The organism is Rhodococcus sp. Eu-32, assembly GCF_003336925.1.
Lineage (GTDB): Bacteria > Actinomycetota > Actinomycetes > Mycobacteriales > Mycobacteriaceae > Rhodococcoides > Rhodococcoides kyotonensis_B.
Genome location: NZ_QGNK01000004.1, coordinates 30,832 through 44,614, shown reverse-complemented (window position 1 = coordinate 44,614; position 13,783 = coordinate 30,832). Strand labels below are relative to the sequence as shown.

General features: G+C 66.8%; 1 protein-coding gene. It reads left to right on the top strand.

Features of this window, described 5'->3' with window-relative positions:
• The first annotated feature begins 116 nt into the window (after nt 1-116).
• Nucleotides 117-13,685 carry a non-ribosomal peptide synthetase gene (locus tag DK926_RS06585; RefSeq protein ID WP_243636688.1) on the top strand — a complete coding sequence of 4,523 codons (13,569 nt, stop codon included), beginning with the start codon at nt 117-119 and terminating at the stop codon, nt 13,683-13,685.
• Nucleotides 13,686-13,783: the final 98 nt, after the last annotated feature.

Here is a 13,783-nt window from a genome sequence, read left to right as displayed (position 1 = left end):
GTGGACGCGCGTGCGCTGGATCAGTCGAGTTCGGGGTGAATGGCTGTGGTACCGGTGTCTTCAGTGTGCGTTTTTTTCGTATGCGTCCTGTCCGATCATGCTGAAAGTCGAACCGCGTGAGCGTCGACTCGGCGGGATCCGAATCGACACGCAGGCGCACACCTCGAAGCGGTAGGGAACGGCCGACCCGGGCGACACGGCACCGGGCGGCGCGCTCCGCGACGCTCCCGCAGCTTCTCGCGGCGGCGGTGGACGCGCGACCGCACGGGATCGCCGTCCACACCGACGACGGTTCGATCACGTACGCGGACCTCGACCGTCGATCATCGAGGCTCGCGCGCGTTCTGATCCAGCGTGGTCTCGGCCCGGAGGATCTCGTCGCCATCGCCGTCACCCGCTCGTTGGAATCTGTCCTGTTCGTGTGGGCAGTCGCGAAATCGGGCGCGGCCTTCGTTCCGATCGACCCGGACTACCCGGCCGAGCGTGTGCGCTACATGCTCGACGATTCGGGTGCGAAGACCGGTCTGACGACCCGGCGCGCCATCGACGTCCTGCCCGGCAGCGTGCCGTGGATCGTGCTGGAGGACATCGAGCGCGATGCGTCGGCGATGTCGTCGGAACCCGTTGCGGCGGTGGAGCGTACGTCGGTTCTGCGCGCGTCTAACCTCGCCTACCTCATCTACACGTCGGGGTCGACCGGTAAGCCCAAAGGTGTCGCCGTCACCCACACGGGCCTGCAGAATCTCGCCGACTCGCAGCGCGTGACGTTCGGCATCTCGGCCGAGTCCCGTACCCTTCACTTCGCGTCGCCGAGCTTCGACGCCGCGGTGCTCGAGCTGTTGCTCGCCGTCGGCGCGGCCGCCACGATGGTCGTCGTGCCGACCGGAATCGTCGGGGGCGACGAATTCGCCGACGTGTTGAGGCGGCACCGCGTCACCCATGCGTTCGTGACGCCGGCGGCACTGGCGTCCGCTCCGAACAACGACCTGCCCGATCTGGAAGCCGTGATGGTCGGCGGTGAGGCGTACACGTCGGAACTGGTGGCGCGATGGGCTGTCGGCCGACGCTTTCACAACGTGTACGGGCCGACGGAAACGACGTGCATCACCACCAGCAGCGCGCCCCTCGACCCGTCCGGGCCGATGCCGATCGGTACGCCGCTGACCGGCGTGCGCGCCTACGTCGTCGACTCCCGTCTTCGGGCCGTCCCCGTCGGCGTGGTCGGCGAGCTGTATCTCGCCGGGCCCGCCGTGGCCCGGGCGTATCACCGGCGCGGCGGATTGTCGGCGTCGCGGTTCGTGGCCGATCCGTGGGCTCCCGACGGTGGCGCGGGGAGGATGTATCGCACCGGTGACACCGTGCGTGTACGTCCCGACGGCTCGATCGACTACGTGGGACGCAACGACTCCCAGGTCAAGGTCCGGGGCTTCCGTATCGAACTAGGGGAGATCGACGCTGCGCTGGGGGCACACGACACCGTCGACTTCGCAGCCTCTGCGGTACATGCGGGGGCGGACGGCGTCGACGCGCTGGTCGGGTACGTGCTTCCCGCCGAGGGGCACACCGTCGAGCCGCGAGCATTGCTCGACTTCCTCGGGCAGTCGCTGGCACGCCACATGGTTCCCGCGGCCATCGTGGTCCTGGACCGCATCCCGCTCACCCCGGTCGGCAAGCTCGACCGGAAGGCGCTTCCCGCACCCGTGTTCGACACTGCCACGTTCCGTGAGCCGGTCACCGACATGGAACGAGCCGTGGCCGAGACGTTCGCCGAGGTGCTCGGCGTGCCGAGGGTCGGCCTGGACGATCACTTCTTCGAAATCGGCGGCAACTCCCTCAGCGCGACGCAGGTCGCGTCGCGGCTAGGGGCAAGGTTGAACGCCCGAGTCTCCGCACGCGTGGTGTTCGAGGCGTCGACAGTCGCCGGACTGGCCTCGCGGGTGGAAGGGGAACTCGGCGGCGGAGATGCGCTGCCGCTCGGACCCGAGGTGCGCCCCGACGTCATCCCGCTGTCGTTGGCGCAGCAGCGCATGTGGTTCCTCCAGAAATTCGATCCGACGTCGCCTGCCAGCAACGTTCCGGCAGCTCTGAGCCTCGACGGGCCGGTCGACGTCGACGCGCTTCGCGACGCCGTCGTCGATCTGCAGCGACGACACGAGTCGCTGCGGACCGTCTATCCCGATCGCGACGGTGTCGGCTTCCAGGTCGTCGTTCCGGTCGAACGCACCGGCGTCGAATTGAAGTATCTGTCGATGACCGACAGCGCCGTCGCGTCGCACCTCACCGACGTCGCACTGCAACCGTTCGATCTGTCCACGTCGGTACCACTACGCGTCGAGCTGATCTCCCTCGGCGGTGACAGGCACGTGCTGGTGGTCGTCCTACACCACATCTGCGCCGACGGTGCTTCGGTGGCGCCGCTCGTCACGGATCTGGTGACGGCGTACCTCGCTCGCGCCGAAGGCCGCGAGCCCGGGTGGGCGCCGCTGCGTGTCCAATACGCGGATTACAGCCTGTGGCAACGGAAATTGCTCGGTTCCGAGTCCGATCCGGCGTCGCTGGCGTCGCGGCAGCTCGAATACTGGACGACGGCACTTGCCGACATCGAAGATCGCATCGAGTTGCCGACGGACAGAGCACGACCTGCGGAGGCATCCGGCGTCGGCGACACGGTCGAGTTCGAGGTGAGCGCGGCCGTCCATGCAGCACTGACCGAACTGGCTCGACGGTGCGACGCGACGCCGTTCATGGCGATGCACACCGCCTTCGCGATCATGCTGTCGAAGATCGCAGCGACGAACGACGTCGTCGTCGGAACTCCCGTCGCGGGTCGCGGCGAGCAAGACCTCGACGCGCTCGTCGGAATGTTCGTCAACACCTTGGCACTGCGCACCCAGGTCGATCCGTCGATGACGTTCGTCGAACTGCTGGGGCGCGTCCGCGAGGCGGACCTCGGCGCGTTCGCGCACGCCGAGCTGCCGTTCGAGCGGCTGGTCGAGGTGCTCGACCCGGTTCGCTCCGCCGGCCATCACCCGTTGTTCCAGGTCGCTCTCTTCTTCCAGAATCTGCAACAGAGCAGCTTCGAGCTTCCCGGCACGTCCGTGACATTGCTGGATCTCGATGTGGCCGTCGCGAAATTCGATCTGCAGCTGACGATCACGCCCCGGATCGACGAGGCCGGTGAGCCCGCGGGCATGTCCGCCACGTTCACCTACGCGACCGACCTGTTCGAGCGGCGCACGGTGCGCACGTTGGCCGATCGGCTCGGTGCCGTGCTGAGCGCGGCCGTCGCCGATCCACACGTCGTCGTCGGTGACATCGACGTGTTGACCGACGCCGAACGCACCGACGTGATGCTGGCGTGGAACGACACCGCGCATGCGATGCCGGAGCGAACACTGCTCGATCTCTACGACGCACGCGTTCGGCGAACCCCCGACGCAGTCGCGATCGTGTCCGATCGAGAGAGCCTGACCTACGCCGAGTTCGACGACCGTGTGCAACGCCTGGCCCGGGTTCTCGTCGATCGTGGAGTGGGTCCCGACGTGCTCGTCGGGCTCGCGGTGCGCCGCTCCACCGAGTTGGTCGTCGGTATGTACGCGGTACTCGCGGCAGGCGGCGCGTTCGTTCCGCTGGACCCCGCGCATCCCGCCGATCGATTGGCCCACATCCTCGATACGGCGCGACCGCTCTGCGTGTTGACCACCTCCGCCGACCGCCCAGCGCTTCCCACCGAGGCCGGTGGCGTCGGCGTCGATGCCGTCGAGATCGACACCATCCTGGCCGACGGGGACGTCACCGCTACCGCACGGGTTCTCCGCGCACACGTTCGCCGGGACAACCTGGCGTACGTCATCTTCACGTCGGGCTCGACCGGGCGACCCAAGGGCGTCGCTGTGTCGCATCGCGCGATCGAGAACCAGATGTCCTGGATGACGGCCTATTACGACCTGGACAGCGACGACGTCTACCTGCAGAAGACCGCGACGACGTTCGACGTGTCGCTCTGGGGATTCTTCCTGCCGTTGCGCACCGGCGCGTCGATGGTCCTGATGTCACCCGACGGGCACCGCGACCCAGTGCTGGTGGCCGACATCGTCGATCGCGAACAGGTGACCGTCACCGATTTCGTCCCGTCGATGCTCGGTGTGTTCGCGGCGCACGCGGCTGCCGATCGGCTGACGTCTCTGCGTCACGTGTTCGTCATCGGGGAGGCGCTGCCTCCCGAGACCGTCGACGCGTTCGCGGCGGTGTCGTCCGCGCGTCTGCACAATCTGTACGGTCCGACCGAAGCAGCGGTGTCGGTGACCCAGTGGGAAGCGACTTCGGTCAGGTCGCTGCAGCGACAGACGGTACCGATCGGAGTGCCGCAGTGGAACGTTCGCGTGCACGTGCTCGATGCACGGTTGCGACCCGTCGCGCCAGGGGTGGCCGGCGAACTCTACCTCTCGGGAGTGCAGCTCGCGCGGGGTTACGTGGGTCGACCCGATCTGACGGCCGACCGGTTCGTCGCGGACCCCAACGGCTTCGTCGGGGAACTCATGTATCGCACCGGCGACCTCGTTCGGTGGATCCCAGGTGGACAGGGTGCGCTGGAGTACATCGGTCGCACCGACTTCCAGGTCAAGTTCCGTGGCCAGCGCATCGAATTGGGTGACATCGAATCGGCATTGTTGTCACATCCGTCGGTCAGTCAGGCCGTCGTGCTCGTCGCGGAGACGTCGACCGGAGATCAGCTGGCCGGGTACGTCGTGCTCGCGCCGGGAGCCGACGCCGACAGCTCGGAACTGACCACGTTCGTACGTGACATCCTGCCGTCGTACATGGTGCCGACCGCGATCATCGTTCTCGACGCACTGCCGTTGGGCACGAGCGGCAAGCTCGACCGAAAAGCGTTGCCGTCACCGGAGTTCCGGGTCAACGAATATCTACCGCCGACGACTGCAGCGGAGGAGATCGTCGCAGAGGTCTACTCGCAGGTACTGGGGCTTCCTCGCGTCGGAACCGACGACAACTTCTTCGACCTCGGCGGAAACTCTCTGGTGGCAACGCAAGTCGTGGCACGCATCGGCGCCGCGCTCGATACCAGGGTGCCGGTCCGAGTGTTGTTCGAAGCACCGACCGTCGCCGCGTTGGCGCTGCGCCTCGACTCCGCGTCGGACGACGGACGCACTCCGCTCGTCGCCCGTGTGCGTCCGTCGGTGGTGCCACTGTCGCTCGCCCAGCAGCGCATGTGGTTCCTCAACCGATTCGACACCACGTCGTTCGCGGACAACTTGCCGATCGCGATGAAGCTGGTCGGTGACCTGGACACGGACGCGCTCGCGGCGGCCGTCACCGACGTGGTGTGGCGTCACGAGCCGCTCCGCACCCGATACCCGGAGCACGACGGGGTGCCACGCCAGCTCGTACTCTCCGCCGATCGTGTCGATCTCGATCTCGAACCGCGGTTTTTGAACGCGTCCGATGTGACGGCCGATCTCGCGACCTTCGTGTCGATGGGTTTCGACGTCGCAGAACAAGTTCCACTCCGAGTCCGGCTGTACGCGATCGGTGAGGACGACTACGTGCTGGCCGTCGTGCTGCATCACATCGCGGGCGACGGGTTCTCGATGCGTCCTCTCGCGCGCGACCTGATGACGGCGTACGTCGCACGGACGGCCGGGCAACCGCCGTCGTGGTCACCGCTCGACGTGCAGTACGCAGATTTCGCGCTGTGGCAGCGCGCAGTGCTGGGCGACCAGAACGACTCGAACTCCGTCCTGAGCACCCAGGCCGAGTACTGGACCGCTGCACTCGCCGGTCTGCCGGACCGCCTCGAACTGCCGACCGATCACCCGCGTCCGCGGGTCGCGTCCCACCGTGGTGCGACGCTCGAATTCTCGGTCGCGGGTTCGGTACATGCCGGGCTCAATCAGCTTGCGCGCGAACGCAACGGCACTCTGTTCATGGTGTTGCATGCGGCGCTCGCGGTGCTGCTCGGGCGACTGTCGACCGCGTCCGACATCGCCATCGGTACACCTGTCGCGGGTCGAGGTGAGCAAGCCCTGGACGACCTCATCGGAATGTTCGTCAACACGTTGGTACTTCGCACCGAACTGGATCGCGCGGACGAGCCGTTCGTCGAACTGCTGGATCGGGTGCGATCCGCGGACCTCGCGGCGTTCGGCCACGCGGATCTGCCGTTCGAACAGCTCGTCGACATTCTCGCGCCGGAGCGCACGACCGATCGCACTCCGCTGTTCCAGGTAGCACTCGTGTTCCAGAATCTCGGTGAAGAAACGCTCGACCTGCCGGGGCTGCAGGTCTCTCGACTCGAACTGGAATCGAACACGTCCAAGTTCGACCTGCAGTTCACGGTGTCCGAAACGATCGGCGTGAACGGCGAATCCGCCGGCCTCGCGGGTGCGTTGACGTACGCCACCGACCTGTTCGACGCGGACACCGCCCGCACGCTCGCGAGACGGTTCGAAACCATCCTCGGTGCAGTCGTCCACGGACCGGCGACGCCGATCGGCGACCTCGACATCCTCGACGACTTCGAACTGGAGACGCTCGTCCGGGCACCCTCGACTCCGGAACCGCCCGTCGTGCTGACCGAGCTCCTCGCCGCAGCGGTTGCCGCCGCACCCGACGGCGACGCCGTTTCGTACGGCGGCTCCTCGATGACCTACACCGAACTGGACCGGCGTTCGTCGCGTCTCGCGCGGGTACTTCTCGACGCGGGTGTGGGGCCGGGCGACCTCGTCGCGATCGCGATTCCGCGGTCCTTCGACTCGATCGTCGCGCTGTGGGGCGTCGCGAAGTCGGGCGCCGCGTTCGTGAGTGTCGACCCGAACTATCCGGCGGACCGCGTCGCGCACATGATCGACGACGCACAGCCCGCGTTGGGTCTGACCGTGGCGAGCGCGAAAGAGTCTCTCCCAGAGGCGATCTCATGGCAGGTGTTGGACGACGACGAGTTCCGGGGGTTGCTGGCCTCGCGCTCCGCCGAGCCGGTTGCACGAGAGGAACTGCGACGGCCGCTGCACGCGAGCCATCCCGCGTACGTCATCTACACGTCGGGTTCCACCGGACGGCCCAAGGGTGTGGTGGTGACCCACTCGGGACTCGCCAATTTCGCTGCGGAGCAACGAGATCGATACCGATTGGGCCGCGACGACCGTGCGTTGCACTTCGCGTCGCCGAGCTTCGACGCGTCGATCCTGGAACTGCTGCTGGCGCTGGCATCGTCGTCGACGCTGGTCGTGGCACCGACAGATATCTACGGAGGCGAGGAACTGACGTCGCTGTTGCGCGGCGAACGCGTCACACACGCCTTCATCACGCCTGCCGCGCTCGCGACTGTCGACCCCGATGGGCTCGACGATCTGCGCGTACTCGTCGCAGGCGGCGAGGCATGCCCGCCGGAACTCGTTGCGAGGTGGACGGATTCGCGACGTGACCGCGAGTTCTTCAACGGGTACGGCCCCACCGAGACCACGATCATGACGAACATCTCGGCGCCGCTCGAGGCCGGAGACCGCATCACTATCGGTGGACCGATCAGAGGAATGTCGTCGTTGGTGCTCGACGACCGCCTGCGGCCGGTTCCGGTCGGTGTCAGCGGCGAGCACTACATCGCAGGCATCCAGCTCGCACAGGGCTACCACCGCAGGCCCGGCCTGAGCGCCGAACGATTCGTCGCCGATCCGTACGGTGCCCACGGAACGCGGATGTACCGAACCGGAGACGTCGTGCGGTGGACGCCCGACCGCGAGATCGAGTACGTCGGCCGCTCGGATTTCCAGGTGAAGATCCGTGGGTTCCGTATCGAACTCGGCGAGATCGACGCGGTGCTCGCATCGCATCCGGACGTCGAATTCGCCACGACTGCAGTACGCGAGCTGGCGTCGGGAAGCGCTGCCATCGTCGGCTACGTTCTTCCCGCCGCGGAGCGGACGGTCGAGCCGCGGGAGCTTCTGGGGTTCGCCTCCGGTTCGCTTCCAGCGCACATGGTTCCGTCGTCGATCGTCGTACTCGACTCGGTGCCGTTGACACCGGTGGGCAAGCTGGATCGAAAGGCGCTGCCGGAGCCGGTGTTCCGCGCGGCGGACCGAACCGAACCGGTCGACGCCACGGAGACGGTGCTCGCCGAGCTGTTCGCGGACGTGCTCGGACTGGACACGGTCGGCACCACGGATTCGTTCTTCGCACTCGGGGGCGACAGCATCGTCTCGATCCAGTTGGTGTCCCGAGCGAAAGCCCGCGGACTGCGCATCTCGCCGCGGCAGGTGTTCGAACACAAGACGGTCCAGGCGCTCGCGCGGGTTGCGGTGCTGAGCGCGGACACCGACGTGGCGGGCCTCGCGGAACTCCCCGGTGGGGGCGTCGGCGAGATGCCGTCGACTCCGGCCGTTCGGTTCATGACGTCGCGTGGTGGGTCCTTCGATCGGTTCGAGCAGACGCTCGGGCTAGAGCTGCCTGTCGGAATCGAGCGCGCGCAGCTCGTCGCGGTCGTGCGTGCCGTGATCGATCGGCACGACATGCTGCGTGCGACGCTCGTCGCGGACGGCGACGCACCGATCCTGCGGACATCGGAGCCAGGATCCGTCGACGTCGAGGCGCTCGTCGAGCGCACCGCGTTCGACGAGAACGTCGATGCGGACGGCCTTGTCGCGCTCGCGGACGACGCGCTGGAACACGCACTCGCCGGGCTCGATCCGTCGGCGGGTCGTGTCATCCGGTTCGCGTGGCTCGACCCGGTGACGGCCGACGGCGCGTCGTCGCGTCGCACGGGACGACTGATCGTCGCGGCACACCACATGGTCGTCGACGGTGTGTCGTGGCGAATTCTGATCCCCGATTTCGTCTCGGCGTGGCTGGCGGTGTCGGTAGGACAGAAGCCGCATCTGGACGCGGCAGGTACGTCGTTCCGCACGTGGGCACATGCGCTGCAGGACCGCGCGTCACGCGCCGACGAGGTGGAACTGTGGGAGACGGTGCTGGGCGGACCGGACCCGCTGATGTCGCCGCGCCCGTTCGATCCGTCGATCGATCTCGCATCGGCGGTGGAGAAGGTGACGGTACGGCTGTCGCAGGACGTGACCGACGCCGTCGTCACGACGATCCCGACGATGTACCGAACGGGTGCGGGCGATGCGTTGATCGCGGCGCTCGCGATGTCCGTGGCGCGCTGGCGACGCGATCGCGGCGTCGACGAGATGTCGTCACTGATCGGTCTCGAGGGACACGGCCGTGAGGAATCCGTGGTTCCCGGCGCCGACCTCTCTCGGACTGTCGGCTGGTTCACGTCGATGTTCCCGGCGCGTGTGGATCTGAGCGGAATCGACCTCGACGACGCGTTCCGCGGCGGCCCGTCGGCCGGGGCCGTGGTCAAGCGGGTCAAGGAGCAGTTGCTTGCGTTGCCGAACAAGGGGATCGGATACGGCATCCTGCGTTACCTCGGCAGCGCCGACGTCTCCGCGCGGCTTGCCGGCGGGCCTCGGCAGGTGAGCTTCAACTACCTCGGACGACTCTCGCACGGTGACATCCCCGAGGCGATGCAGGGCATCGGGTGGCTGCCCGCGTCCGATCTCGGTGAACTCGACGGACGGCACGATCCCGACATGCCCGCGATGGCGACGGTGGACATCAACGCGATCGTGCTCGGCGGAGAACTCAGCGCGGGCTTCGGATTCCCGACGACGTTGATGAACCGCGACGACGTCCAGGAACTCGCCGACACGTGGGTCGACGCTCTGACCGCAGTTGCACGACATGCGCATTCGTCGAACGGCGGGCTCACCCCGTCGGACGTCGAACTGGTACGTACGACGCAGTCGGACATCGACGGGTGGGAGGCCGCGTACGGCTCGGTCCTCGACGTGTGGCCGCTGACGCCGTTGCAGCAGGGGCTGGCATTTCACGCGCTGCTCGCCGGCGGTGGCGGTGGTGTGTACACCACGCAGATGGTGCTGCACCTGGAAGGGCACGTCGATGTCGACCGTTTACGCGGCGCGGCCGAGGCTCTGCTGTCGCGGCACCCCAATCTGCGCACTGCATTCGTTGCCGACTCGACGGGGTCGCCGGTTCAGGTGGTTCTCGACGACGTCGCACTGCCGTGGTGCGCGATCGATGCCCGCCCCGACGAGGTCGAGAGGGTACTGCGTGACGATCAGGAGGCGGGCTTCGACCTCGGCGCTCCTCCTCTGATCAGGTTCGTCTGCATCCGGACCGCTTCGGACCGAGTGACTCTGGGCGTCACGTGCGAACACGTCCTGCTCGACGGTTGGTCGATGCCGATCCTTCTGCAGGACCTGCTGGTGCTCTACGCGGTGTCGGGTGAGACCTCGGCGTTGCCCGCTGTGAGACCGTTCTCCGACTACCTCAGGTGGCTGGTCGGCCTGGACGCGAACACGTCCCGCGACGCATGGGCAACCGCCCTGGCCGACTTCGACGAACCGACCCTGCTGACGACGGTGTTCGAATCCGAGACGCGTCGAACAGGATTCGGGGACCATCGCTTCGCCCTCTCCGCCGAGACCACGATGGCGCTGACCGAGGTGGCCTCGTCCGCCGGCGTCACTCCGAACACCGTCGTTCAGGCTGCGTGGGCGATCGTGCTCGGGTCGCTCACCGACCGGGACGACGTGGTGTTCGGAACGACGGTCTCCGGACGGCCCGCGGACCTCGACGGCGTCGAGTCGATGGTCGGACTGTTCATCAACACGATTCCCGTTCGCGTTCGACTCCCACGCACGTCCTCGGTAACGGCAGTACTGCAGGAGTTGCAGGCGACGTCCGCGGGTCTGCTCGATCACCATCACGTCGGGCTCGCCGAACTGCACCAGCTCACCGATGTCGGGACGCTGTTCGACACCTTGGTGGTGTTCGAGTCGTATCCCGTCGACCGCACGGCGATCGAGCAAGCCAGCTCGATCGACGGGATGTCCGTCGTAGGGATCGACACGGTCGATGCCACCCACTACCCGTTGTCGATCGTCGCCGTCGCCGGAGACGTGCTACATCTCGACTTCAAGTACGCGCACAGTATGTTCGACGAGGTCTCGATCGGTGACCTCGCGTCGCGGTATGTCCGCGTGTTGGAAGCAGTCGTCACTCGCCCCGATTCGCTCGTCGGCGACGTCGACGTCACGAGGGACCACGAGCGGATCGCGCGCACCGGGCCGCCGGACGTCGGCCCGATGGTGCTGTCGGACATGCTCGTTCGCGGCGCGACTATTTCTCCCGACGCGGTGGCCGTGGAGTGCGAGGATCGCATTCTCACCTACCGAGATCTCGACGAGCGGTCGAATCGCCTCGCTCGCGTCATCGTCGGCAGGGGTGTCGGCCCCGACGGTGTCGTCGCAGTCGGAATGCGGCGTTCGCTCGAGTCGGTAACCGCCGTGTGGGCCGTCGCCAAGTCCGGTGCCGCGTTCCTCCCGGTGGACCCGTCCTACCCGCAGGCACGTATCGCACACATGATGAACGATTCTGGCGCGGTTCTGGGACTCACGGTCGCGCAGGATGCCGAGGCGCTGCCGTCGTCGACCGAATGGATTGTCCTCGACGATCGGGATACGGCTCGCGAGACCGACCGTGTAAGTGCCGATCCGATGACAGACGACGACCGCCTGTCGGCTGTTCGGACGTCGCACGCCGCGTACGTCATCTACACATCGGGGTCGACCGGTGTGCCGAAGGGTGTCGTGGTCACCCACGCAGGACTGTCGAATCTTGCTGCTGCACAGTCGGAGAAGTTCGGCACCGACTCCACCAGCCGGACTCTCCACTTCGCGTCGCCAAGTTTCGACGCGTCCGTTCTGGAGCTGTTGCTCGCGGCTCCGGTCGGCGCGACGATGGTCGTCGTACCGACGTCGATCGTCGGCGGCGACGAACTCACGGAGTATGTGCAGGCCCACCGCGTCACGCATGCATTCGTCACACCCGGCGCTCTCGCCACGATGGATCCCGGCGTGCTGCCCGACCTCGGCACCGTCGCTGTCGGTGGTGAGGCGTGGCCGCCCGAGCTTCTCGAGAAGTGGGCTCCGGGCCGGCGGTTCCTCAACGCCTACGGACCCACCGAGGCGACGGTCGCCACGACCATCAGTGACCCGTTGACCGCACGCGAACCGATCACCATCGGCGGCCCGATTCACGGTGTGCAGGCGTTCGTCCTCGACTCACGTCTACGGCCTGTCCCAGAGGGAGTCGTCGGGGAGGTCTACTTCGCCGGTCGAGGGCTGGCGCGTGGCTACGCGGCGCTACCCGGACGAACGGCGTCGGCGTTCGTCGCCGATCCGTTCGGCGAAGGGGGTCGCCTGTACCGGACCGGAGACCGTGCGCGGTGGCGAGACGGTGCACTTCGCTACGTCGGAAGAATCGATTCCCAGGTCAAGATCCGTGGTTTCCGAATCGAGCCGGGTGAGATCGATGCGGCACTGTCGGCGATTCCGGGCGTCGACTACGCGGTGACGACGGTGCGTCACGACGACGGCAAGCCGTACCTCGCTTCCTACGTCGTGTGCTCGCCGTCGAGCACGGCGACGGTCGGGGATCTACGCGCTCGGCTGAGGCAGACGCTTCCCGCACACATGATTCCCCTCGCGATCGTTCGTCTCGACGAGATGCCGCTGACCGGATCGGGCAAGCTCGACGTGGACGCGCTACCGGCGCCGGAGATCGGCACTCGGGTCTTCGTCGAACCGACGACCGATCTCGAACGGCTCGTCGCGACGGTGTTCTCGGAAACGTTGTCGGTCGAACGGGTCGGTCTCGGCGAGGACTTCGTGGAACTGGGCGGCGACTCTCTTGCGGCCACGCAGGTGGTCTCGGCGTTACGTCGACGAACCGGCCGGAAGGTCATGGTGCAGTGGATTCTGGAGTCGAGGACGGTGGAAGGGCTGGCGGCGAGAATCGGTGCCGGCGACGTTGTCGACCACGATCATTCGTTGGACGTCATCGTCGCGCTGCGCGCATCGGGTAGTGGAACCCCGGTGTTCTGCATCCACCCGATGCTGGGCCTCGCATGGGGATACGTGCCTCTTCTTCGAATCATGGATGCCGACGTTCCGGTATACGGAGTGCAGACGCCGGCGTTGCGGGAGCCGGACTTCGACGCTCGATCGATCGTCGACCTGGCAGCGCGTTATGCGTCGGAGATCGAGAGGACAAGACCGGACGGCCCCGTATCTCTACTGGGCTGGTCGCTGGGGGGTGTACTCGCACACGCCGTCGGCGTGGAGCTACAGCGTCGAGGTCGTACCGTCGAGGCGTTGACGCTGCTGGATTCGTTCACACGTGTCGACGCGTCCGCGTTCGACTCGGAGGTGCGGGCGCTACTGACGGCGGCCGAAGCCGCTCTCGACCCCGACGTCGCGGTGACGTCGCCGAACAGTGCAATCGTTCGTGCCCTCACATCGATCGTGCCCGACGATGTCATCACCCTGGACGAGGATCGGATTTCGCGGATGTTCGCGGCCGCGTCGTCGGCGCCCGATTCGATCAACGCCTACGAACCCGGCGTGTTCTCGGGCGGTGTCACGGTCGTCAGTGCAGGCATCGATCGTTCGGACGACCACGACACCGTTGCGACCTGGGGTCCCTACGTGTCGGATGTCGTGCTGGAGCTCGTTGCGCCTGTCACACACGCCGACATGCTGTCGCCCCTCGCCTTGGACGTGATCGGACGTGCGCTGCGCCACTGAACGAAGCTCCCGGGCTACTCTCGGGTAACGGACGTCGAACAGGAGCCGATACTGTTTCGGGTTGCGAACGAACGTCTGTGATCGGTAACTGACTTCTC